The following is a 21,731-nucleotide window of genomic DNA, read 5'->3' as shown; positions in this document are numbered from 1 at the left end:
GAGCTCCCCGATGATTATCTTGATGCAACGATATCACGCTGCAAGGCTGAAAAAGGTGATCCATCCCCAATAAAATGGAATCGCTTACACAAACAGTTTACCACCTTTCAGGGAGTCCAGACAGGTCCCGTGCGCCGTACACAAAGCCTGCAACTTAGGGTTGTAAGTCAGAAATGATGGCTCGTGTAATCGCTTACACTGAATTATCTGCGTTATCCGAATCATCCGTTATCGTGATTTTTCAGACAACATCCCGATTGTGGCGCTCATTTTTTCCAGCAGCCAGCAGCATCGAGGTTATCCTCGCGCTGCTTACGTTGTTGCTGCGAAATGCTCCCGGTCATCAGGGGGGCGAAACCGGGTTTTCATTGCTGGGGGCACTGGCGCTGGCGGGTGTTGTGACAGCGCTGATAGCCCCCGAAAAAGGCAGGAAGTTATAATGCGTCGATCTGATAACGGTAAATATCGCCATCGGGGATAAAGCTCAGGCGATGTGTAATACATTGCGGCGCATCTTCGGCGTGATGCGAAACAAACAACAGCTGCGTTTCGCCTTCGCCAATCAGAATATCGACAAAACGGCGTACCAGCTGGCGGTTGATCGGATCCAGCCCCTGTAACGGTTCGTCGAGAATCAGCAAGGCAGGATGTTTAACCAGCGCGCGGGCAATCAGCGCCAGCCGCTGTTGTCCCCAGGATAAACTGTGGAATGGCGTATCACCGGCATCGCCGCCCAGACCGAGCAATTCCAGCCATTGTGACGTCAGAAACCGCTGGCGATCAGACACGGCCTGATAAATTCCGATCGAATCGAAGAAACCGGAAGTAATCACATTGCGCACGCTGGTGCTGACGCGGTAATCCAGATGCAGGCTGCTGCTGACGTAACCGATGTGGCGTTTGATATCCCAGATGGTCTCGCCGCTGCCACGTCGACGACCAAACAGCGTCAGATCGTTACTGTATCCCTGAGCGTGGTCGCCGGTAATCAGACTCAGCAGCGTGGATTTACCTGCGCCGTTCTGGCCGGTGATCTGCCAGTGCTGACCGCTTTCTACCTTCCAGCTCAGGTTATGCAAAATCGGTTTGTCGTTGTACTGCACCACGCCGTCACGAAGTACGATCAGCGGACTGTCTGCTGGCGGGCTGATGCGGGTAGTCGGATCCTCGGCTTCGGGCACGGCCATACCGCTCAGGCTTTCGCTGTGCGCCAGTTGTGCGACCAGCGCATCGGCCATCACCTGCTCGCGGGGCCCCACCGAGGCCAGCGTACAGTCAGCCAGTACGCCGACATTTTTCACAAACGCAGGAATGTCATCGAAGCGGTTAAGCACCAGCACCATCGTCTGGCCTTCGCCAGAAAGCTTCTCAAGTAATTCTGCCAGCTGCGCGCGGGCGTTGACGTCGAGGCCGTCAAAGGGTTCATCCAGGACCAGCAAATCGGGTTGTTGCATCAGTACCTGACACAGCAACGTTTTGCGGGTTTCACCGGTCGATAAATATTTAAAGCGGCGGTCGAGTAATTTCTCAATACCAAACTGCGCGGCAAGCGCGGCGCAACGGGCCGGATCACGCACTTCATCCTGAATGATTTCTGCGGTCGTGCGGCCGGTGTCGTCTTCACCTTCACTCAGTAAATCGGTGTTGTTACGCTGCCACTCATCGGCCACCAGTTTTTGTAATTGTTCGAATGAGAGGCGGACGATATGCGCAAAACTGTTTTCGCGCAGCCCCTTAAGCAACGTCAGGTCACCCGCCAGTGCGCGGGCGAGAGCGGATTTACCGCTGCCGTTTGAGCCGACAAACGCCCAGCTTTCGGCCTCTGCGATGTTGAGTTCAGAAAGTGTGAGGGTTCGGGTATCGCTGAGGCGGAAAACGCCTTGCGAGATATGCAACGACGACATCATTCATCCCTTATTTAGAAATAATTATCAAACAAGGGATAAGCGCTGCACCTTCGCAAGTCAATTGACAATTCTGCAAAATGAAAACGCTGATTTTGCAAGATACTGATTCATTGCCCTTTATTAGCACAGGGTGGCAATAATGACCTTATCGTCGTCGAACTGGGCAAAGACCGTCTGACCGGTTTTCAGCGCCAGATTATCCATATCGGCATTGGGCACCGTGGCGCACAATGTTTCGCTGCTGAGTAATTTCACCAGCACTTCGCTGTTTTTCTCGCCGCGCTGAATACTGGTGACATCGCCGCGCAACGCGTTGTGGGTGTTTTCAGCGTTGAATCCGAGCGTTATCCACGGCGCTTTAATCAGCACCAGCACCTCTTTATCCGGCGTCAGCGCCAGACGGTCGGCACTTTGCTCGGTAATGGCCGCGCGGATTTGCGTTTTTCCATCCGCCAGCAGGATATCAATATGCTGCTGAACGGTCTGATGCGTGCGCTCCACCACCGTACCGAAGAACTGATTGCGTGCGCTGGTTTGCAGTGAGAAACGCGAAATCGCCGCCAGCAGGCTGTCGAGCGGCAGGGAATCTTCTTTCAGCACATCAAAAGCTTTTTGCTGGATTTGCGCCAGCAACTCATAAAGTTGGATCAGGCGCTCGCCGTAAGGGGTCAGCACCGCACCGCCGCCGCCTTTGCCGCCGGTACTGCGGTCAACCAACGACTCATCCGCAAGCTGATTCATCTCATTGATGGCATCCCATGCGCTTTTGTAACTGATCCCCGCAAGCTTTGCGCCCTGACTGATTGAACCGGTGTGACGCACTTGTCGCAATAATTCGATACGACGTGGATCGGCGAACAAGCGTTGCTGGAGCTTGAGAGTTAAGAGAATTTCGGCTTGCATTGCGGCTTCCTTATATGAATCATGCTGTATTGTCGCCGCTAAACCTGCAGGCAGGCAAGTTGGCTAAATGCTAAAGTAATTACAGTCCCGTGCTGTTATTATCAGCCACAGTTTGATTTACGTTTTTGACTTCATACAAGAAGTCCTACACCGTCTGCGGGCGGTTCAGCCAGCTAAGTGAGGCTATCATGTTAGAATTATTAGAAAGTTTGCTTTTCGCTGCCATCATGGTGCCAGTTTTCATCGCTGTGATCCTGGGTTTGATCTGGGGACTTGGCGAAGTATTCAACATCATCTCCCACGTTGGTCACTCTAAAGAGTCCCGCGAGAAACCTCATTACTAAAAGATGAGTGTTTGCTGAGAAAGCATTTTCCAGAAGCCCGGCCATTGTGCCGGGCTTTGTATTTTTAAGGTCATGACACGTTTTTGGGTCAAAACAATTTCAGAAACAGAACCCACTTCCCGCCTGAGATCAAAAAACTGCTGGTTCTTCAACAGACCACGGATAAAACGCATGACATCGTATTTTTCCACGTTATATTTATTTCTACATAACGTTATGCCTGCATAACGAATTCGCTATCTATAACAGGAAGGAAATCCGATGAAATACACCTGGGGCAAATTACTTACCGCGACCGTTTTGATGGCTGGCGTCAGTGTTCAGGCGCAGGCCGCCGAAAAAATCACTGTTTTTGCCGCGGCGTCCCTGACCAACGCATTACAAGATATCGCCACCCAATATCAGAAAGAAAAAGGTGTGCAGGTTGTTTCTTCTTTCGCGTCATCTTCGACGCTGGCTCGCCAGATTGAGCAGGGTGCGCCTGCGGATATGTTCATTTCTGCCGATCAGCAGTGGATGGATTATGCCGTTAGCAAACAGCAAATGGTCGATAACACCCGTTACACCTTACTGGGCAATGAGCTGGTGTTGATTTCTGCTACCAACAGCAAAATCGATAAAGTCGACATCTCTGATAAAACCGAGTGGACCAAACTGATTGGCGACAGCCGTCTGGCGGTCGGTGATCCAGACCAAGTTCCTGCCGGTATCTACGCGAAAGAAGCGCTGCAAAAACTGGGTGCCTGGACCACGCTGGAGCCTAAACTGGCGCGTGCCAGCGACGTTCGTGCGGCAATGGCGCTGGTTGAGCGTGAAGAAGCACCGGTTGGGATCGTTTACGGTTCTGACGCCGTTGCCAGTAAAAAAGTGAAAGTGGTCGGCGTCTTCCCGGAATCCAGCCATAAACCGGTTGAATACCCGATGGCGATTGTTAAAGATCATGACAATGCCACCGTTAAAGGTTTCTATGATTATCTGAAAACTCCTGCGGCAGCGGAAATCTTCAAAAAATACGGTTTCACTCCGCGCGGTTAACGTAATCTGTCCGTCTGACAAAACACTTAAGCCATCGCCGCAAGGGATGGCTTTTTTGTCTCAGCGCCTTCCCGCCCCGGCTTATACTTTACGGATGCGGGCAGCCGCGATTAAAGGCTTTTAAATTTTTGCCGATATTTTATCTTTAGCAGCACATTTACTTCAGGATTAACAAACCGACATGATGTTGAGTGAATATGAGTGGCAGGCGGTACTTCTTAGTCTGAAAGTATCGAGTCTGGCCGTTGTTTGCAGTCTGCCTCTTGGAATTCTGATGGCGTGGATCCTGGTCCGCTGCCGCTTTCCCGGCAAATCCCTGCTCGACAGCATTATCCATCTGCCGCTGGTATTGCCACCGGTGGTCATCGGCTATTTGTTGCTGGTAGTGATGGGGCGACGCGGCTTTATCGGCCAGCGTTTATATGAATGGTTTGGTTTCAGCTTCAGTTTCAGCTGGCACGGCGCTGTGCTTGCGTCCGCCGTGGTGGCATTTCCGCTGATGGTCCGCGCGATACGCCAGTCACTTGAAGCGGTTGATCCTAAACTTGAACTCGCTGCCCGTACGCTCGGTGCTTCGCCGTGGCGGGTCTTTTTCACCATTACTTTGCCGCTCTCGGTGCCCGGCGTCATTGTCGGCGTCGTGCTGGCCTTCGCCCGTTCACTGGGCGAATTTGGCGCTACCATTACCTTTGTGTCGAACATCCCTGGCGAGACCCGCACCATTCCGCTGGCGATGTATACCCTGATTGAAACGCCGGGCGCGGAAAGCGCCGCCGCCCGCCTTTGCGTGCTGGCGATCCTGTTGTCTCTGGCAGCATTACTGATTTCTGACTGGCTGGCAAAACGCAGCCGTATCCGGCTGGGAGGCTGAAATGCTTGAACTCGATTTCAGTCAAAAGCTGGGCGATTTAGATTTACAGGTCACGCAAACTTTACCGGCGCAGGGGATTACGGCCATTTTTGGCCTGTCAGGTGCTGGCAAAACGTCGCTGATCAACGCCATCGGCGGGCTGACAAAGCCTGATAATGGCCGCATCACCTTAAATGGCCGCATCTTATCGGATACGCAAAACAACATTTTTTTGCCGCCTGAGAAGCGCCGTGTAGGCTATGTTTTTCAGGATGCGCGGCTGTTCCCGCATTATCGCGTGAAGGGAAACCTGCAATATGGCATGGCGGCGTCGATGCGTGGTCAGTTCGACAGCATCGTCCGTTTGCTCGGCATTGAAGTTTTACTGGATCGTTTTCCGCTCACTTTGTCCGGTGGCGAAAAGCAGCGCGTGGCGATTGGCCGCGCATTACTGACTGCGCCGGAAATTCTGCTGATGGATGAACCGCTGGCGGCCCTGGATATCCCGCGTAAGCGGGAGCTGATGCCGTATCTGGAGCGTCTGGCGCAGGAAGTCAGTATTCCGATTTTATACGTCACCCACAGCCTGGATGAGATTCTGCGTCTGGCGGAAAAGGTGCTGGTACTGGATGCCGGAAAAGTGCTGGCGATGGGCGCACTGGAGGAAGTATGGGCGAGCAATGTGATGCGTCCGTGGCTGCCAAAAGCAGAGCAGAGCAGCGTGCTGAACGTCAGCGTGCTGGAACATCACCCGCGTTATGAAATGACGGCCCTGGCGGTGGGGGATCAGCGGTTGTGGATAAGCAAAGTGGAAGAAGCGCCCGGCACGCCGCTGCGTATTCGTGTCAATTCCACCGACGTTTCTCTGGTGCTGCAACCGACAGCCAATAATAGCAGTATCCGTAATATTCTGCCCGCCAAGGTGCTGGAATGCCTGGATATCGGCAATCAGGTGGAAGTGAAACTGGCGATGGCCGATCACATTATCTGGTCCCGCATTACGCCGTGGGCGCGCGATGAGCTGATGATCCGCGCCGGACAGTGGCTTTATGCGCAGATCAAAAGTGTGTCGGTAAACCGTTAATCTGTCGTGCGTTATTTTTCCGGTGCGCGAAACACTTCGTAAAGCGCCAGAATCTGTTCGGCAAACGCATCGTCAATGATATAGAAATAACATTCCGGCACGTTCAGAACGCGGGCGAAATGACACATGGTGTCGAAGTTCGGGCTGTACGTGCCGCTTTCATATTGAGAAACCCGCGAGCGCGCGGTGCTTTCATCAATACCCGCTAAAACGCCTAATTTTTCCTGCGTAAGTTTTGCTTTTGCTCGTGCTGACTTCAGTCGGTGAGGGATCATAACCAATAACCATAAAAACTGTATTGACGTTATGTTAAGCATCCCTTAACATCATTGTTGTTTAGAGTTACTGAACGTTGTAACCGGAAAGTGTAGTGAACATTTCTGATGACTGTATCAATAACGAAAGGAAGAACGATGAAAATGGAAAATGACTGGCATCCCGCAGATATTATTGCCGGATTACGTAAGAAAAGAACCACACTGGCAGCGGTATCACGTCAGGCAGGTTTGGGCTCTTCAACGCTGGCAAACGCGCTGGCGCGTCCCTGGGCAAAAGGTGAAATGCTGATTGCACAGGCGCTGGGTGTTCCTGCGTCAAGCATCTGGCCAAGTCGTTATTTCGACGACAAGCACTGTCTGATCACCCGTTCAATCAGAGCTGCAAAGGTAAAAGCGGAGAAAGAAGAATAACCCATGTCCGGGTCAGAAGAATAACGCCTTCCCTTTAAAGCAGGGGAAGGCGTACAAGACTAATCAGTTCAGCACTTTACTGCGGATAACGTCGGCGATCCCCGGCGTTTCATGGTCGCCAATGACCAGCGCCGCCCGTTCTTTGATTGCGTCAGCCGCATTGCCCATCGCCACACCCAGACCGACATTTTCCAGCATGCTCAGGTCATTGTAGTTATCGCCGAACGCGACCACATCCTGCATGCTCATGCCCTGAGATTCGACCCATTCCTGCAAACGACGACCTTTGCTGTTGCCACCTTTGGCGACATCAACCTGATCGTGCCACGACCATTCGCAGGCCAGACCGAGCTCGTTTTCCACCTGCGTTGCAAAAGTATGCAATGCGTCGAGATCCTGATGCGAAGTCGCGAATTTCCAGATGGACTGCGCTTCATCAGCCGCCTCGCGCAGGCTGTTAACCTGAATAATGTTCGGGCGCTGATTTTCCGGCAGGGTTTGCCCCCAGGCGATAGAACGGCTCACATGACCGCTGGGTTGCTGATATTGCATGGCATCATCGACATACAACAAACCGTGGATACCGTGATACTCCAGCAGGTCGATCACTTTTTTGGCTTTCACACTGTCGAGCGGATCAGACGTTAAGACCTTACGAGCCTGATAATCATACAAATACGTGCCGTTACAGCAGATAGCAGGTGTATCGAGCTGCAATGCCTGATAAAACGGATGTATTGCCACGTGATGACGTCCGGTGACCACGACCACTTTGACACCTTGTGCACGGGCATCGGCCAGCGCGGCAAGGGACTCAGGAAGGATACGTTTTTGGCGGTCAAGCAGAGTACCGTCGAGATCGAGCGCGATAATGCGATAAGTCATGAGCAGTCCGTCGTAAGTGAGGGAGTATCGGAGAAATTATCGCCATATTACCTTTTTTAGCCTGCTAATTAAACCGCGTATACGGCACTCATCTGGCACTAAAGGTGCCGCCGTAACGTGTTAACCTGAGCTACGCTATAAAAAAACATAACGACTCATTCAGTCTTAATAAGGAGATGTGATGAAGCAAGTTGTCTACGTTGCCAGCCCTGAGAGCCAGCAAATCCACGCTTTTCGTCTGGCGGACAATGGTGAACTGAGCCTGCTGCAAACGGTGGAAGTTCCGGGACAGGTGCAGCCGATGGTGATCCATCCTGATGGTCATCGTTTGTATGTCGGCGTTCGCCCTGAGTTCGGTGTGCTGACTTACCACATTAACAGTGAAGGTAAACTGGAAGAGGGCGCGATGGCACCCTTACCGGGCAGTCCGACGCATCTGGGCATCGATCTGCAAGGACGTTTCGTGTTCTCGGCTTCTTACAGCTTCAATAATGTCAGCATTCATCCTTTGAATGAAAAAGGTCACGCGCTGGCACCGGTGCAGGTTCTGGAAAATATTCAGGCGCCGCATTCAGCCAATATTGATCCGACCAACCATCTGCTGATGATCCCGGCGTTGAAAGAAGACCGCATCCGCCAGTTTGATTTCAGCGTGAAAGGTGAGGCAACGCCTCATGCTTCTGCTGAGCTGAAAACCGTGGAAGGTGCCGGTCCGCGCCACATGGCATTCCATCCGAATCATCATTTTGCCTACTGTGTCAATGAGCTGAACAGCAGTGTGGATGTGTACCAGAAAGATGTCGCCAGCGGCGAATATCGTCAGGTGCAGACTCTGGGCATTATGCCGGATGATTTCTCCGGTACCTGTTGGGCGGCCGATTTGCACATTACGCCAGACGGTAAATACCTCTACGCCTCAGACCGTACCGCCAGCCTGATTTCTATCCTGACCGCCTCGGCGGATGGCAGCGAACTGAAGCTGGTCGGGCATCACGCCACTCAGACACAGCCACGCGGTTTCAATATCGACCATTCCGGCCAGTTCGTGATCACTGCCGGTCAGAAATCTGATGCGATTGAAGTGGCGAAAATTGACCCGCAAAGCGGTCAGCTGACGACACTCAAAACCTACCCGGTGGGCAAAGGCCCGATGTGGGTAAGCATTTTGGAAATTAATTAATCACCAGGGGTAACTGGTTATTTTCACTAATGTTTACTTTTCATTAGAACAATAATTCCGCCGTGATACTATGATCAAGCCCCTGTATTAAGGGGCTTTTTTATTTCCTGATGCTTCCTGGTAATAGTTAAGAGTAATTTCATTTCCTGCTAAATGTTATTCCGCACTGTCGATAACTCTCCCGTATTTCACTCATTCCCCGGTGGTATTTGCCGCCTGAGAATCAGTCCTTTTGGAAATCCGGGAGAAGACAATGAACGTACTTTCAGGGATCGCTGGCCGGGTTCACCATGCCACCCTCGCCGGTAAACTGGGCGCAGGCTTTGCGCTGGCAGTGGCAGAAATGGATACCGTGACGCAGCAAAACGCCGCGCTGGTTCAGCAGTCAGCCAGTGCGGCGGCTTCCCTCGATGAACAGGCGGTGAATCTGGAGCGCACGGTTTCAGTATTCCGCCTGGGCAACGAAGCGCTGTAATCCTTACTCTGCACGACATTCTCAAAACGAAAAAAACCGCCGGAAGGGAAATTACCCCGGCGGTTTTTTATGACGTTAATTCACTGCGTCAGACGAAATTACTTCGCTGGCTGTGTCAGCACGTTGTTGTACTGCCACAGGCGGTTGAAGTTGGTGTCGTTCAGATTACGCTGTTGTTTCTCATCTTTCGGCACGTTGCCTGCAAACGGCTGGCCGGAGAAGACGGAAGCGCCCCACGGGTGCAACTGGTCATAGCTGTTGTCGAAGCTGCTGTCACGGATAACCAGCTGGCTGCTCGCGCCTTCAGCATCCCACGCACGGCCCATTTTCGCTTTTGCGGCCTGCTCGAAACCGCGGTCGCCGGTCAGGTTACTGTCGATAACCAGGAAACCGTACGGCGCGGTTGCCGGCGTATTCGGTGCAAAGACGGAAGCCTGTTTCACACCACGGCTGCTGACAGTGTGGAATTCAACGTGATCGAACACTGCATTAGCGCGACCAAACACGTAATCCACATCACCGACGATCAGGCTGTTATGCACGTAAACACGGCTGTAACGGTTGTTGTCAGTCTGATTATGGATATTGGCGGTGTTGGCCATAAAGGTGTTCTGGCGGCCAATCAGGCGCACATTATCCAGAATGATGTTATCCCCGTCGGTACGCAGTGCCACCGCCGAGTGATCGCCGCCATCCACGGTATCAAGCAGAGAATTACCAATGGTCAGATTCTGCAATTGCAGGCCGCTGTTCTGAGACCAGACGGTCGCGGTACAACCGGTGCCGATGGTTTCAGTGGTCAGCGTTGCGCAGTTCTGGAACATATAATATGCGCGGTCTCCCGGCAGGAATTGGCCGGCAGGGCTGACAGTTGAACGGTAAACGGCTGGTGCTGCTGAAGCTTCCAGGCCTTGTGCCAGAGTCACATCAGCGGAGCTGTTGCCTGCACCGAACAGGGTGATTGGCGGTGCGCCAGCGGGAATATAAACCGCGCCGTTATAGGTGCCCGGCAGGATTTTAATGAAGATACGTTCGCCGTGGTTACGCACTGCCAGCGCAGCATTCACTGCCTGCTGAACGTTCGCGTAAGCTGCGCCGTCGGTGCCTAACTGCGGGCCGACCACGAAGTCGGTTTTCGCGCCGTCAGTGCTTGCCAGTTTAGGGAACCAGCCCTGCTGCTGAACCTGCAAAGAAGGGCCGCCAAAGGCCAGATAATTTTTCGCTGTAAAGTTGGCCGCTTCGTCCGCAGATAACACGGGCAGTGACGCGGTGCCCGGAGCAACCTGGCTGGATAAGCCTTGATGGCTGCTGCTACATGCCGCCAGGATCAGGCTGGCAGACAACATAGCGCACGCGCGCGACAGGGTGGAAATTTTCACTGTGACTGACTCCTTGATGAAGAAGATTGTTCTTTTTTTTCAATGTTGCGGTCATCGCCGCAATAAAAAAACGGTGGCCAGTAAAACTGACCACCTTTTCTGCGTCTTTTATACCACAGGAATCAGCTGTATATCACTGTCAGTGATGCTTTGCCGAGAGTATGGAAATGCACATTGAAGCCGAGATAAGCACCGCTGGCATTTTCATCCACTTCCAGCGTTTCTGTATCGATGGCGTATACGGTGAAATGATAGTGATGATGTTCGCCCTGCGGAGGGGCTGCGCCGCCATAACCGGCTTTGCCAAAGTCGGTACGGGTCTGCACGGCACCGGCAGGTAAACCGCCTTTACCGGAGCCCGCGCCTTGCGGCAATTCGGTCACGTTTGCCGGAATATTTGCCACGCCCCAATGCCACCAGCCGGAACCGGTCGGTGCATCGGGGTCGTAAACGGTAATCACAAAACTTTTGGTGCCTTCCGGTGCGCCGGACCAGGCCAGATGTGGCGAAAGATTGTCGCCGTTGTAGCCCATGCCGTTAAAAACCTGCGTTTCCGGCATTTTTTCGCCATCGCGCAAATCATTACTGGTCAGTGTAAATGCCATAAAATCCTCATCATTGGGTGAAGGGTTGCCTGTCAGATTACTTGCTGATTTCAGCCCCGCCCAGCATTTTCAGTAAGGCCTGGGCGACCGTTTTGGAAGACGCAGGATTCTGGCCGGTAATCAGCTTGCCATCGGTGATGGCATAAGGACGCCAGTCGGCGGCTTTGCTGTAATCGCCGCCGTTTTTCTTCAGCTCATCCTCGACCAGGAAGGGCACGATATCGGTCAGGCCGACGGCGTCTTCTTCGCTGTTGCTAAAACCGGTCACACGTTTGTCTTTGACCAGCGGTGTGTCGTCAATCAGAACATTGCGCAGCACACCCGGTGCATGACATACGGCAGAAACCGGCTTATCCGCCTTCCAGAATGCTTCGATCAGCGCAATGGAATGCGCATCTTCCGCCAGATCCCATAGCGGCCCGTGACCGCCGGAATAGAAAATAGCATCAAAGTCATCAGCACTGACCTCACTGAGCTTCACGGTATTCGCCAGCGCCTGTCTGGCTTTGTCATCCTTGTGAAAACGCGCAGTGGTTTCCGTCTGGGCATCCGGCTCAGAACTTTTCGGATCCAGCGGCGGTTGCCCGCCTTTCGGCGAGGCCAGCGTCAGTTCAGCGCCTGCATCCAGAAATTCATAATAGGGAGCGGTGAATTCTTCCAGCCAGAACCCTGTTTTCTTGCCGGTTTCGCCGAGTTTATCGTGTGATGTCAATACAATCAGTAATTTCATGTTACCTCCTGTGGACGCCGTCAGCTGACATTAAGTGTTAATCAGTCCTGACCGACACGAACAACCAGTTTGCCAAAGTTTTTACCTTCGAGCAGACCAAAGAACGCCTGCGGTGCGTTCTCCAGTCCTTCCACCACGTGCTCGCGGAATTTGATTTTTCCGGCTTCAAACCATTCGCTCATCTGTTTTGCAAACTCAGGATAGCGATGGCCGTAATCATCAAAAATAATAAAGCCCTGCACGCGCATGCGTTTCTTCAGGATAGTCCCGGTCAGCAGTGACAGGCGATCTTGTCCGTCACTGAGCCCGGTGGCGTTGTACTGTGAAACCAGACCGCACACCGGAATACGTGCTTTGGTGTTGAGCAGCGGCAGCACCGCGTCAAATACAGCACCGCCGACGTTTTCGAAATACACGTCGATACCGTCCGGACAGGCTTCTTTCAGACGTTTATCCAGATCCGGCGCACGGTGATCCAGACATTCATCGAAACCGAAATGCTCTACCGCGTAACGGCATTTCTCTTCGCCGCCCGCGATCCCTACCACGTGGCAGCCTTTGATTTTACCAATCTGCCCGACCAGCGATCCGACCGGCCCGGTCGCCGCCGCCACAACCAGCGTTTCGCCGGGTTTCGGTTCGCCGATATCCAGCAGGCCCATAAAGGCCGTGAAGCCTGGCATACCCAAAACGCCCAGCGCCAGGGAGGGCTGTTTCAGTGCCGCGCCTTCCAGTTTCTTCACCGCTTTGGCGTCGGCAACGGAGTAATCCTGCCAGCCGGTGCTGCCGACCACTAGATCACCGGCTTTAAAATCCGGGCTTTTTGATTCCACAACGCGCGAAACTGCACCACCGGTCATTACTTCACCGATTTGTACCGGCGCAGCGTAGGAGGGGGCGTCGCTCATGCGTCCGCGCATATAGGGATCGAGCGAAAGCCACACGGTGCGCAGCAATAACTGGCCGTCTTTGGCTTGCGGTAACGGAGCCTTTTCCAGACGGAAATTGTCATCGACAGGTTTACCGTGAGGACGTGAAGCCAGCACGATGCGGCGGTTTTCAGACTGTAACTGAGGCATAGTCATTCCTTTTCGTTTTCTTATAAGAAAGTTAAAAGCTAACGTAATAGGGAATAAGTATAGGACGCGAAACGGTTTTCGAACCAAGCGCTTTATGCCATGTTTGAATAATTCGGAGGGTTTTACCCCGAAATGTGACCATCATCTTTTCCTATGACATCCGCCGGAAAATTCCTTTAAATCTGTGAGTTGCGCAGGTATGGTCGTAAAGATTTTTGACCAGTTGCTCCACTTTATCTGCAAGATTAATAAGCATAAAAAAGGGATCCAAATGCGTAAAACTCCTCTGGCACTCAGTGCCATTTTCCTGCTGCTCAGCCTGAATCACACGGCTGTCGCGAAAGACGCCAATCCTGCACCGCTGTATCCGGGGGTGAATGTCGCGCAACTCGCGCAGCAATCGCCGGTTCATTGGGTGTCTGTCGCTCAGATTGAAAACAGCCTTAATGGCCGCCCGCCAATGGCAGTGGGGTTTGATATTGATGACACCGTATTGTTCTCCTCACCGGGCTTTTATCGCGGCCAGGTAGAGTTTTCACCCGGCAAACAGGATTACCTGAAGAACCCGCAATTCTGGGAGAAGATGAACAATGGCTGGGATGATTTCAGTATGCCGAAAGACGTGGCGAAGAGCCTGATTGCCATGCACCTCAAACGCGGTGACAGCATTTACTTCGTGACCGGTCGCAGCGAAACCAAAACGGAAACTGTGACTAAAACCCTGCAGAATGATTTCCAGATCCCGCAGGACAAAGTGAATCCGGTGATTTTTGCCGGTGACAAAGCCGGGCAGAACACTAAAGTTCAGTGGCTGAAAGACAAGCAAATCAAAGTGTTTTACGGCGATTCTGACAACGATATTACTGCCGCTCAGGCCGTGAGTGCGAGGGGGATCCGCGTACTGCGCGCCTCAAACTCCAGCTATAAACCGTTGCCGCAAGCCGGTGTGTTTGGCGAAGAAGTGATTGTGAATTCGGAGTTTTAAGCTGCACCCTCCCCTTCCCAGGGGAGGGCAAACCTAATCTGGCCCGTGCGTCTTTACTTCACGCTCACATCAATATCGCCAAAATATTTCTTCGAAAGCTCTTTCACGATGCCCTCTTTTTGCACTTTCACGATGGCGGCATCCAGTTTTTCTTTCAGCTGGGCATCACCTTTACGCAGGCCGAACGCAATGCCGCTGCCGAGAATTTTGTCATCGCGCACGGCGTCGCCGACAAAGCCGTAATCTTTACCGTCCGGACGTGACAGGAAACCGCTCTGACCCGCTGGCGCCAGCACTAATGTGCCGTCGAGGCGACCGGAAGACAGATCGAGATAAACCTGGTTCTGATCCTGATAAGAGACGATATCCACGCCTTTCGGTGCCCAGTGCGCCTGTGCGTAACTTTCCTGAATCGAGCCCTGCAACACGCCGATGTGTTTGCCTTTAAGCGAATCAACGGTTGGCAACAGGCCGGAATCTTTCTTCGCGATCAGTTTGGAAGGCACGCGGTAAATCACGTTAGTAAAATCAATCGCCTGACGACGCTTTTCCGTCACGTTCATTGCGGAGTTGATCGCATCAAATTTACGTGCCTGAAGGCCCGCAATCAGACCGTCGAATGAGGTATCAAACCATTCGCATTTCACGCTGGCGGCGGCACATACCGCGTTGCCCAAATCGATATCAAAACCTTGTAACTCACCGGTCGCACTCTTGGATTCAAACGGTGGATATTGCGCTTCCAGACCGAATTTGAGCGTGGAACCGTCCGCCAGTGCGGAGAAAGAAGCCACGGCACAACCTAACAGCAATGCGATTTTCAACTTTTTCATTATTCACAATTCCCCAGCGTGATGAAGATAAATGCAAGGCTCAGACGCGACACAGGCGGCGTGCGCCCTCGTACAGCGTGTCGTTGTCTTTGGCGAAACTCAGGCGGATAAGCCCGGTAGGTTTGTTATTGCTATAAAAAGCCGACAGCGGGATGGTGGCAATCTGATGATCGCGGATCAGGCTCAGCACAAATTCGTCGTCGCTCAGCGGGCTGAAATGACTAAAACGCGCCAGCATAAAGAAGCTGCCACGACTTGGCAGTAATTCAAAGCGGGATTCGCTGAGCGCTTCGGCCAGCAGGTCGCGCTTTTGCTGATAAAAATCTGCCAGACCTAAATAACTTTGCGGATCTGCCAGTGCTTCGGCGAAAGCTACCTGCATCGGCGTATCGGCGGAGAACATCATAAACTGATGCACTTTACGGATTTCATTCATCAGTTCCGCCGGTGCCAGGCAATAGCCCACGCGCCAGCCGGTGACGTGATAAGTTTTGCCGAATGACGACACAATCACACTGCGTTCGGCCAGTTGCGGATGGCAGGCCATGCTTTCATGGCGCTCGCCGTCGAACACCACATGTTCATACACCTCATCGGACAAAATCACGATGTCGGTGTCTTTGGTCAGCGCGGTCAGACGTTCGATATCGAAATCAGTGAAAATCGCGCCGGTCGGATTGTGCGGGCTGTTAATGATGATCATCCGGGTGCGGCTGTTGATCGCACTCGCTACCTGATCCCAGTCGATGCTGAAATCGTCCATCGACAGGCCGATGGCGACCGGTTTCGCGCCCTGCAAACGGACAATCGGTGCGTAGCTGTCAAACGACGGTTCGAAATAGATCACCTCATCGCCCGGATGCACCAGTGCGCTGATAGCGGAATACAGGCCTTCGCTGGCGCTGGCAACCACAGTCACTTCGCTGTCAGCGTCATATTTGCAGCCGTAAAGCGCGTCGACTTTGGCAGAGAGCGCATGACGTAATGCTGCCACGCCGCTCATCGGCGCATACTGGTTATGACCTTCGCGCATGGCTTTGGCGACGCTTTCAATCAGCGCGGGCTGACAGGAAAAGTTCGGCGCGCCTTGCGATAAATTCAGGGCATTATGCTCGGCACTGAGCTGGCCGATAACGGTAAAAATAGTGGTGCCGACGTCCGGTAATTTAGACTGCGGCGACATGGCGCTCTTCATAGCATTTCCCCAATAAAACAGGCCGGGCGGCCATGAGAAGGTATAAAAGGGTGTTGAATGATTAAGCAACAGTTCCCCTGTGCCGACAATGGAAAGTTTGTCATACTCGTTATGATCTGAAGTCATGGCTTTATGACGTTTCTAACGAGGTAACTGTGAGTTTTTCGCCTGAACTGCCGTACCTGAATTTACCCTCACTCAACGTGCTGAAAACCTTTGCCGTGGTCGCGCAGACGCTGAATCTGACCCACGCCGCGTCGTTGCTGCATATCACGCAGGGCGCGGTAAGCCGTCAGATAACCGGACTGGAAGCCACGCTGGGTTATCCGTTATTTTTACGCCAGGCCCGCGGGCTGACGCTGACACCGCGCGGGGCGCAGCTCTTGCCGCCGGTACAGCAGGCGCTGACGCTGATGGGCGAAGCCCTTAAACGCGTCGGTTCTCATCCTGATACGTTGCGCATTAAATGCCCCACCTGTTCGATGCGCTGGCTGTTACCACGGGTTATTCAGCTGCAAAACGACCGGCCTGATATGCAGATTGAGCTGACGGCCTCTATCGCGCATGGGGTGGATTTCAGTAGCGAGCATTTTGATGCTGCCGTGGTGTTTGGTCGTCCGCCGGAATCGCCGCGCCGCGCGCATCATCTGTTTGATGAAGTGCTGACGCCGGTCTGTGTGCCGGATTTTTTGCCGCGTCATAAAGGGCAAACGAAAGTGGCAGATCTTGAGGATAAAACGCTATTGCACCCGACGCGGGATCGTCGCGACTGGCTGTTATGGCTGCGGGAAGAGGGCGTTCAGGGGTTGCCTTCCGCCAAATCCCAGCATTTTGACACGCTGGATCTGGCCATTAATTCGGCGTTACAGGGCTATGGCGTGGCGATGGGGGACCTGACGTTAATTGAGGACGATTTACAGGCGGGGCGGATTGTCGCACCGTTCCCGCTGTGCGTGGCGAGCGGTGCGTCTTATACGTTGCTGTATCCGGAAAACCCTACGCCCGCGCTGAAAGTGGCGATTGATTTTCTCAATGAAGAAGCGCGGCTCAGCCGGGAAAAACTGAGCGCGCTGTTATCGACGTCGCACCGGTTAGTCAGTGCAAACTGATCAGTACAGCGCAGCCAGCGCGTTGGCGATTGCGCCGGTCAGTCTGCTCAGTTCTTGAGCCGAAATGATATACGGCGGCATCAGGTAAATCAGTTTACCGAACGGGCGGATCCACACGCCTTGCCCGACGAAATGCTTCTGCAACTGCGCCATGTCGACCGGCTGGCGCATTTCCACTACTCCAATTGCGCCCAGCACCCGCACATCGGCAACGGCCGGATGTTCAGCCAGCGGCTGCAATTCGGTTTTCAGTTGTTTCTCGATACCCATCACCTGTGCCTGCCAGCGATTTTCAGCTAACAGCCGCAGGCTGGCATTGGCGACAGCGCAGGCCAGCGGATTGCCCATAAATGTCGGGCCGTGCATGAAACATCCGGCCTCGCCATTACTGATCACTTCAGCGACGTGGCGCGTGGTTAAGGTGGCAGAAAGCGTCATATAACCGCCGGTCAGCGCCTTGCCGAGACAAAGAATATCCGGCGAAATTTTCGCATGATCGCAGGCAAACAGTTTACCGGTGCGACCAAAACCGGTGGCGATTTCATCGGCAATCAGCAATACGCCGTACTGATCGCATAAATTGCGCACGCGTCTGAGGTACAGCGGATGGTAAATCCGCATACCGCCCGCGCCCTGAACCACCGGCTCCAGAATGACCGCCGCGATTTTGCTGTGATTCTCGTCGAGCATTTTGGCGAACGGCGCGATGTCCGCCTCATCCCATTCCCCGTCAAAACGGCTTTGCGGCGCATCAGCAAACAGATGCTGCGGCAGATAGCCCTGATACAAACTGTGCATCGAATTTTGCGGGTCACAGACGGACATCGCGCCAAACGTATCGCCATGATAGCCGTTGCGCAGCGTCAGTAAGGTCTGACGTTTTTCGCCGTGCGCCTGCCAGTATTGCATCGCCATTTTCAGCGCTACTTCTACCGCAACCGAACCCGAATCCGCCAGAAACACGCATTCCAGCCCGGCAGGCGTCATCTCCACCAGACGACGTGAGAGAGCAACCGCCGAAGGATGCGTGATCCCGCCAAACATTACGTGTGACATTTTTCCGATTTGTTCGACTGCTGCCTGATTCAGTTGCGGGTGATTGTAACCGTGGATCGCCGCCCACCAGGACGACATACCATCCACCAGCTGGCGGCCATCTGCCAGTTGCAACATCACGCCGGACGCGGATTCCACCGCATACGCCGGCAGCGGTTTGGTCATGGACGTGTACGGATGCCAGATGTGGCGCTGGTCGAATTCAATATCGGCGGGTGTCATAAAGAGTCCTGCGGGTGGTGAGTCGTAAACTAAAAAACAATTTTAACGTTGACGGTAAACCAAAACAAATCAAAAATGGTTTACGGACTATGAAAAAATATAACTGAACACTTTTTAAAGGAGTCGCAATGACTACCCGCACCCACTGGACGCTGGAAAAAACTCAGGCGTTGTTCGATAAGCCATTCCTGGAGCTGATGTTTGAAGCTCAGCAAATTCACCGTCAGCATTTCGATCCGCGTCAGGTGCAGGTCAGCACCTTGCTGTCGATTAAAACCGGTGCCTGCCCGGAAGACTGTAAATACTGTCCGCAGAGCTCCCGTTACAAAACCGGGCTGGAATCTGAGCGTCTGATGCAGGTTGAACAGGTGCTGGAATCTGCACGTCAGGCAAAAGCCGCCGGTTCGACCCGTTTCTGCATGGGCGCTGCGTGGAAAAACCCGCATGACCGCGACATGCCCTACCTGGAACAAATGGTGCAGGGCGTGAAGGAAATGGGTATGGAAACCTGTATGACGCTCGGTACGCTGAACACGACTCAGGCGCAGCGTCTGGCGCACGCCGGACTGGATTTCTACAACCATAACCTCGATACCTCACCGGAATTTTACGGCAGTATTATCACCACCCGCAGCTATCAGGAACGTCTGGATACTCTGGCGGAAGTGCGCGGTGCGGGCATTAAAGTCTGTTCCGGCGGCATTGTCGGTCTGGGCGAAACCGTGAAAGATCGCGCCGGTCTGCTGATGCAGCTGGCGAATTTGCCGGTGCCACCGGAAAGCGTGCCAATCAACATGCTGGTGAAGGTTAAAGGCACGCCGCTGGCCGATAACGACGATGTGGATCCGTTCGATTTCATTCGTACCATCGCCGTGGCGCGCATCATGATGCCGCAATCTTACGTGCGCCTTTCCGCAGGCCGTGAGCAGATGAGCGAGCAGACGCAGGCGATGTGTTTTATGGCCGGTGCCAACTCCATCTTCTACGGTTGCAAACTGCTGACCACGCCAAACCCGGCGGAAGATAAGGATCTGATTCTGTTCGGCAAACTGGGGCTGAATCCGCAGTCATTCGAAACAGAAATGGGCGATAACCAGCAGCAGGCCGCACTGGCCGAACAGCTGGTTCATGCCGATACCGAACAGTTCTATAACGCGGCGGTATAACCGGTGAGCTGGCATACGCGGATTAACGATGCGGTCGCGGCACGTAAAAAGGCGGCGGCTTTTAGAGTGCGCCAGCCTAACCGTGGTGGCAGCGCACGTTTTCTGACGCAGGACGGACGACGTTATCTGAATTTTTCCGGTAACGATTATCTTGGCCTGAGTCAGGACGCTGATGTGATCGCCGCGTGGCAGCAGGGCGCGTCAAAATACGGCGTCGGCAGCGGCGGTTCCGGGCACGTTACCGGTTACAGCGAGGCGCACGCTGAGTTTGAGCAACAGCTGGCGCAGTGGCAGGGATATCCGCGTGCTTTGTTGTTTATTTCCGGTTTTGCAGCCAATCAGGCGATTCTTGCGGCACTGATGCAAAGTGATGATCGCGTGCTGGCGGATAAACTCAGCCACGCGTCGTTGCTGGAAGCCGCCGCCCATGCGCCTTCGCAGCTGCGGCGTTTTCACCACAATCAGCCGGATTCCCTGCAACGTTTGCTTGAAAAACCGGTCAGTGGTGAAACGCTGGTGATCACGGAAGGCGTGTTCAGCATGGACGGTGACGCTGCGCCACTGGCTGATCTGCATAACCTGTCCAAAGCCCACGACAGCTGGCTGATGGTCGATGACGCGCACGGTGTGGGCGTTATGGGTGAAGAAGGGCGCGGAAGTTGCTGGCAGCAGGGCATCAGACCGGAGCTGCTGGTGGTCACATTCGGAAAAGCGTTCGGTTGCAGCGGTGCGGCAGTGCTATGTGATGATGCGACCGCCGGTTACCTGTTGCAGTTTGCCCGCCATCTGATTTACAGCACGGCGATGCCCGCTGCACAGGTATGTGCTTTGCAAGCCTCGCTGACACGAGTCCGGCAAGATGACGGCCTGCGTGGTAAACTGTCGGCTAATATTGCCCGTTTTCGTGCAGGTGCGACCGGTTTGCCCTATCAGCTGACCGGTTCGCAGACCGCGATCCAGCCCGTTATTGTGGGTGAAAACCAGCCTGCGCTGGATCTGGCTTCGGCGTTGCGCGAACGCGGGTTGTGGGTCAGCGCCATCCGTCCACCGACGGTGCCGCCAGGCAGTGCGCGTCTGCGCCTGACCCTGACGGCGGCGCATGAGCCGGAAGATATCGATTTTTTGCTGGAGTCCCTTCATGGGTGCAGTCACTGAATTAGTGAACAAACAAGCGGTGGCCGACGCCTTCAGTCGCGCCGCCATCAGTTATGAAAACGCCGCACAATTGCAGCGTGATGTGGGCGAGGAATTACTGGCGCTCGCGGCACCGTATCTTAACGATGCGGGCAATCTGGTTGTCGATGCAGGCTGCGGCACCGGTTATTTCAGCCGTTACTGGAAAGCGCAGGGCAAAAAAGTCATCGCGTTGGATCTGTCCGAAGGCATGTTAGATCGTGCCCGCGAGCTGGATTCCGCCGACGAATATGTGCCGGGCGATATCGAACGTTTGCCGTTTGCCGACAATTCTGTCGACATTTGTTTCAGCAATCTGGCGGTGCAGTGGTGTAACGCCTTGCCGCGTGCGCTGGAAGAGATGCACCGCGTCACCCGCAACGGCGGGCTGGTGCTGTTTTCCACGCTGGCAGAAGGTTCGCTAAATGAACTGGCTGCGGCCTGGATGAAAGTCGATGGCCGCCGTCATGTGAACCAGTTTCTGACGCCGGACAAAATCGCTGAAGCCTGTGCGCCCTATCGCCACGAAGTAACCTTCAGTGACCACGTGGCTGAATTCCCCGATGTGATGTCACTGATGCGCTCGCTGAAAGGCATCGGCGCGACGCACATCAAAAATGGCCGCCTCGGCGGTCTGGGCGGCAGGGAACGTCTGCAATTGCTGGAAAAACACTACGTCCGCCGCGACGGCATCCTGCCGCTCAACTACCGACTGGTCTACGGTATTTTGCAAGTCGAAGAACTGATCCCACGTTAATAAAGCTCCTCCGGTTGAAACAGGCCATTCAGCTCCCTCCCCTGCGAAGGGGAGGGTTGCGGTGGGGTATTAATGGCAACGCTGTCGTCG

25 protein-coding genes are annotated in these 21,731 nt (G+C 53.8%); 13 read left to right on the top strand and 12 right to left on the bottom strand.

The annotated features are described in order from the left end of the window. Positions 1–173 precede the first annotated feature (173 nt). On the top strand, positions 174–440 hold the full coding sequence (locus D5398_RS02695) for a hypothetical protein (protein WP_162940708.1): 267 nt from the start codon (positions 174–176) through the stop codon (positions 438–440). Here D5398_RS02695 and modF read toward each other — a convergent pair. Next, positions 435–1,904: a molybdate ABC transporter ATP-binding protein ModF gene (gene modF, locus D5398_RS02690; RefSeq protein ID WP_120506227.1), complete on the bottom strand. Its 1,470-nt coding sequence runs from the start codon at positions 1,902–1,904 to the stop codon at positions 435–437. The two genes, D5398_RS02695 and modF, sit on opposite strands and share 6 nt — an antisense overlap. Positions 1,905–2,027: 123 nt before the next feature. Then, a complete protein-coding gene (gene modE, locus D5398_RS02685; protein ID WP_120506226.1) occupies positions 2,028–2,810 on the bottom strand; it encodes a molybdenum-dependent transcriptional regulator in 783 nt (260 codons plus the stop codon). A gap of 188 nt (positions 2,811–2,998) precedes the next feature. Between modE and D5398_RS02680 the strand changes: the two genes are divergently transcribed. Continuing rightward, positions 2,999–3,154, top strand: coding sequence for an AcrZ family multidrug efflux pump-associated protein (locus D5398_RS02680; RefSeq protein ID WP_120506225.1), 156 nt, complete (start codon positions 2,999–3,001; stop codon positions 3,152–3,154). Here the strand turns inward: D5398_RS02680 and D5398_RS02675 are convergent. Further along, on the bottom strand, positions 3,151–3,345 hold the full coding sequence (locus D5398_RS02675) for a hypothetical protein (RefSeq protein ID WP_120506224.1): 195 nt from the start codon (positions 3,343–3,345) through the stop codon (positions 3,151–3,153). The two genes, D5398_RS02680 and D5398_RS02675, sit on opposite strands and share 4 nt — an antisense overlap. A 70-nt stretch (positions 3,346–3,415) precedes the next feature. Between D5398_RS02675 and modA the strand changes: the two genes are divergently transcribed. The 3 genes from modA (at position 3,416) to modC (ending at position 6,123) form a co-directional block, all read left to right on the top strand. Further along, entirely contained in the window at positions 3,416–4,189 is a 774-nt protein-coding gene (gene modA, locus D5398_RS02670) for a molybdate ABC transporter substrate-binding protein (RefSeq protein WP_120506223.1), read from the top strand. Between the two features lie 181 nt (positions 4,190–4,370). Next, a complete protein-coding gene (modB, locus tag D5398_RS02665; protein WP_120133709.1) occupies positions 4,371–5,060 on the top strand; it encodes a molybdate ABC transporter permease subunit in 690 nt (229 codons plus the stop codon). 1 nt (position 5,061) lies between these two features. Continuing rightward, positions 5,062–6,123, top strand: coding sequence for a molybdenum ABC transporter ATP-binding protein ModC (modC, locus tag D5398_RS02660; RefSeq protein WP_120506222.1), 1,062 nt, complete (start codon positions 5,062–5,064; stop codon positions 6,121–6,123). An 11-nt stretch (positions 6,124–6,134) separates the two neighbouring features. Here the strand turns inward: modC and D5398_RS02655 are convergent, their stop codons facing one another. After that, positions 6,135–6,398, bottom strand: a complete 264-nt coding sequence (locus D5398_RS02655) for a helix-turn-helix transcriptional regulator (protein WP_120506221.1) — start codon at positions 6,396–6,398, stop codon at positions 6,135–6,137. A 144-nt stretch (positions 6,399–6,542) separates the two neighbouring features. On the opposite strand from D5398_RS02655, the gene D5398_RS02650 reads away from it, so the two are divergent. Beyond that, entirely contained in the window at positions 6,543–6,812 is a 270-nt protein-coding gene (locus tag D5398_RS02650; RefSeq protein WP_120506668.1) for a helix-turn-helix domain-containing protein, read from the top strand. A gap of 63 nt (positions 6,813–6,875) precedes the next feature. Here the strand turns inward: D5398_RS02650 and D5398_RS02645 are convergent, their stop codons facing one another. Beyond that, positions 6,876–7,697 carry a pyridoxal phosphatase gene (locus D5398_RS02645; RefSeq protein ID WP_120506220.1) on the bottom strand — a complete coding sequence of 274 codons (822 nt, stop codon included), beginning with the start codon at positions 7,695–7,697 and terminating at the stop codon, positions 6,876–6,878. A 181-nt stretch (positions 7,698–7,878) separates the two neighbouring features. On the opposite strand from D5398_RS02645, the gene pgl reads away from it, so the two are divergent. Together pgl and D5398_RS02635 are read left to right on the top strand one after the other, a co-directional pair. Next, complete coding sequence (gene pgl / locus D5398_RS02640) at positions 7,879–8,877, top strand: 6-phosphogluconolactonase (protein ID WP_120506219.1); 999 nt, start codon at positions 7,879–7,881, stop codon at positions 8,875–8,877. Positions 8,878–9,130: 253 nt separating this feature from the next. Further along, positions 9,131–9,352 (top strand): hypothetical protein, encoded by a 222-nt coding sequence (locus D5398_RS02635; protein ID WP_120506218.1) that lies wholly within the window; start codon positions 9,131–9,133, stop codon positions 9,350–9,352. A gap of 98 nt (positions 9,353–9,450) precedes the next feature. On the opposite strand, the gene D5398_RS02630 is transcribed toward D5398_RS02635, so the two are convergent. From D5398_RS02630 to D5398_RS02615, 4 genes are all read right to left on the bottom strand, one after another. Beyond that, positions 9,451–10,731 (bottom strand): putative acyl-CoA thioester hydrolase, encoded by a 1,281-nt coding sequence (locus D5398_RS02630; RefSeq protein WP_120506217.1) that lies wholly within the window; start codon positions 10,729–10,731, stop codon positions 9,451–9,453. Between the two features lie 122 nt (positions 10,732–10,853). After that, positions 10,854–11,336, bottom strand: a complete 483-nt coding sequence (locus D5398_RS02625; RefSeq protein ID WP_120506216.1) for a kinase inhibitor — start codon at positions 11,334–11,336, stop codon at positions 10,854–10,856. Between the two features lie 37 nt (positions 11,337–11,373). Continuing rightward, positions 11,374–12,066, bottom strand: coding sequence for a type 1 glutamine amidotransferase domain-containing protein (locus D5398_RS02620; protein WP_120506215.1), 693 nt, complete (start codon positions 12,064–12,066; stop codon positions 11,374–11,376). A gap of 41 nt (positions 12,067–12,107) precedes the next feature. Continuing rightward, positions 12,108–13,145 carry an NADP-dependent oxidoreductase gene (locus D5398_RS02615; RefSeq protein ID WP_120506214.1) on the bottom strand — a complete coding sequence of 346 codons (1,038 nt, stop codon included), beginning with the start codon at positions 13,143–13,145 and terminating at the stop codon, positions 12,108–12,110. Positions 13,146–13,416: 271 nt separating this feature from the next. On the opposite strand from D5398_RS02615, the gene aphA reads away from it, so the two are divergent. Next, positions 13,417–14,130 (top strand): acid phosphatase AphA, encoded by a 714-nt coding sequence (gene aphA, locus D5398_RS02610; RefSeq protein ID WP_120506667.1) that lies wholly within the window; start codon positions 13,417–13,419, stop codon positions 14,128–14,130. Positions 14,131–14,183: 53 nt separating this feature from the next. On the opposite strand, the gene D5398_RS02605 is transcribed toward aphA, so the two are convergent. Both D5398_RS02605 and D5398_RS02600 read right to left on the bottom strand, forming a co-directional pair. Continuing rightward, positions 14,184–14,963, bottom strand: a complete 780-nt coding sequence (locus tag D5398_RS02605) for an ABC transporter substrate-binding protein (RefSeq protein ID WP_120506213.1) — start codon at positions 14,961–14,963, stop codon at positions 14,184–14,186. A 40-nt stretch (positions 14,964–15,003) separates the two neighbouring features. After that, positions 15,004–16,158 carry a methionine aminotransferase gene (locus D5398_RS02600; RefSeq protein WP_120506666.1) on the bottom strand — a complete coding sequence of 385 codons (1,155 nt, stop codon included), beginning with the start codon at positions 16,156–16,158 and terminating at the stop codon, positions 15,004–15,006. A 155-nt stretch (positions 16,159–16,313) separates the two neighbouring features. Here D5398_RS02600 and D5398_RS02595 point away from each other — a divergent pair, with 155 nt between their 5' ends. Continuing rightward, positions 16,314–17,267 (top strand): LysR substrate-binding domain-containing protein, encoded by a 954-nt coding sequence (locus D5398_RS02595; protein WP_120506212.1) that lies wholly within the window; start codon positions 16,314–16,316, stop codon positions 17,265–17,267. Here the strand turns inward: D5398_RS02595 and bioA are convergent, their stop codons facing one another. Then, complete coding sequence (gene bioA, locus D5398_RS02590; RefSeq protein WP_120506211.1) at positions 17,268–18,545, bottom strand: adenosylmethionine--8-amino-7-oxononanoate transaminase; 1,278 nt, start codon at positions 18,543–18,545, stop codon at positions 17,268–17,270. It lies immediately after the preceding gene. Between the two features lie 128 nt (positions 18,546–18,673). On the opposite strand from bioA, the gene bioB reads away from it, so the two are divergent. From bioB to bioC, 3 genes are read left to right on the top strand one after another with little or no spacing between them, the layout of a single operon-like run. Continuing rightward, positions 18,674–19,711: a biotin synthase BioB gene (gene bioB, locus D5398_RS02585; protein WP_120506210.1), complete on the top strand. Its 1,038-nt coding sequence runs from the start codon at positions 18,674–18,676 to the stop codon at positions 19,709–19,711. A 3-nt stretch (positions 19,712–19,714) separates the two neighbouring features. Further along, positions 19,715–20,866, top strand: a complete 1,152-nt coding sequence (gene bioF, locus D5398_RS02580; protein ID WP_120506209.1) for an 8-amino-7-oxononanoate synthase — start codon at positions 19,715–19,717, stop codon at positions 20,864–20,866. Further along, the gene (gene bioC, locus D5398_RS02575; protein ID WP_120506208.1) at positions 20,850–21,641 is read left to right on the top strand and encodes a malonyl-ACP O-methyltransferase BioC; all 792 of its coding nucleotides are present in this window, start codon (positions 20,850–20,852) and stop codon (positions 21,639–21,641) included. Before bioF ends, bioC begins: the two co-directional genes overlap by 17 nt. The last annotated feature ends 90 nt before the right edge of the window (positions 21,642–21,731 follow it).

The sequence above is a fragment of the Rahnella bruchi genome (assembly GCF_003614975.1).
GTDB classification, from domain to species: Bacteria; Pseudomonadota; Gammaproteobacteria; order Enterobacterales; family Enterobacteriaceae; genus Rahnella; species Rahnella bruchi.
Note: the sequence above shows the minus strand (reverse complement) of the source record. Positions and strands in the feature narration are given on the sequence as shown.

Excerpts from the sequence above, each read along its gene's own strand:
- D5398_RS02695 (WP_162940708.1), top strand. The coding sequence starts at position 174 with ATGATGGCTCGTGTAATCGCTTACACTGAATTATCTGCGTTATCCGAA.
- modF (WP_120506227.1), bottom strand. The coding sequence starts at position 1,904 with ATGTCGTCGTTGCATATCTCGCAAGGCGTTTTCCGCCTCAGCGATACC.
- modE (WP_120506226.1), bottom strand. The coding sequence starts at position 2,810 with ATGCAAGCCGAAATTCTCTTAACTCTCAAGCTCCAGCAACGCTTGTTC.
- D5398_RS02680 (WP_120506225.1), top strand. The coding sequence starts at position 2,999 with ATGTTAGAATTATTAGAAAGTTTGCTTTTCGCTGCCATCATGGTGCCA.
- modA (WP_120506223.1), top strand. The coding sequence starts at position 3,416 with ATGAAATACACCTGGGGCAAATTACTTACCGCGACCGTTTTGATGGCT.
- modB (WP_120133709.1), top strand. The coding sequence starts at position 4,371 with ATGATGTTGAGTGAATATGAGTGGCAGGCGGTACTTCTTAGTCTGAAA.
- modC (WP_120506222.1), top strand. The coding sequence starts at position 5,062 with ATGCTTGAACTCGATTTCAGTCAAAAGCTGGGCGATTTAGATTTACAG.
- D5398_RS02655 (WP_120506221.1), bottom strand. The coding sequence starts at position 6,398 with ATGATCCCTCACCGACTGAAGTCAGCACGAGCAAAAGCAAAACTTACG.
- D5398_RS02650 (WP_120506668.1), top strand. The coding sequence starts at position 6,543 with ATGGAAAATGACTGGCATCCCGCAGATATTATTGCCGGATTACGTAAG.
- D5398_RS02645 (WP_120506220.1), bottom strand. The coding sequence starts at position 7,697 with ATGACTTATCGCATTATCGCGCTCGATCTCGACGGTACTCTGCTTGAC.
- pgl (WP_120506219.1), top strand. The coding sequence starts at position 7,879 with ATGAAGCAAGTTGTCTACGTTGCCAGCCCTGAGAGCCAGCAAATCCAC.
- D5398_RS02635 (WP_120506218.1), top strand. The coding sequence starts at position 9,131 with ATGAACGTACTTTCAGGGATCGCTGGCCGGGTTCACCATGCCACCCTC.
- D5398_RS02625 (WP_120506216.1), bottom strand. The coding sequence starts at position 11,336 with ATGGCATTTACACTGACCAGTAATGATTTGCGCGATGGCGAAAAAATG.
- D5398_RS02620 (WP_120506215.1), bottom strand. The coding sequence starts at position 12,066 with ATGAAATTACTGATTGTATTGACATCACACGATAAACTCGGCGAAACC.
- D5398_RS02615 (WP_120506214.1), bottom strand. The coding sequence starts at position 13,145 with ATGCCTCAGTTACAGTCTGAAAACCGCCGCATCGTGCTGGCTTCACGT.
- aphA (WP_120506667.1), top strand. The coding sequence starts at position 13,417 with ATGCGTAAAACTCCTCTGGCACTCAGTGCCATTTTCCTGCTGCTCAGC.
- D5398_RS02605 (WP_120506213.1), bottom strand. The coding sequence starts at position 14,963 with ATGAAAAAGTTGAAAATCGCATTGCTGTTAGGTTGTGCCGTGGCTTCT.
- D5398_RS02600 (WP_120506666.1), bottom strand. The coding sequence starts at position 16,158 with ATGAAGAGCGCCATGTCGCCGCAGTCTAAATTACCGGACGTCGGCACC.
- bioA (WP_120506211.1), bottom strand. The coding sequence starts at position 18,545 with ATGACACCCGCCGATATTGAATTCGACCAGCGCCACATCTGGCATCCG.
- bioB (WP_120506210.1), top strand. The coding sequence starts at position 18,674 with ATGACTACCCGCACCCACTGGACGCTGGAAAAAACTCAGGCGTTGTTC.
- bioC (WP_120506208.1), top strand. The coding sequence starts at position 20,850 with ATGGGTGCAGTCACTGAATTAGTGAACAAACAAGCGGTGGCCGACGCC.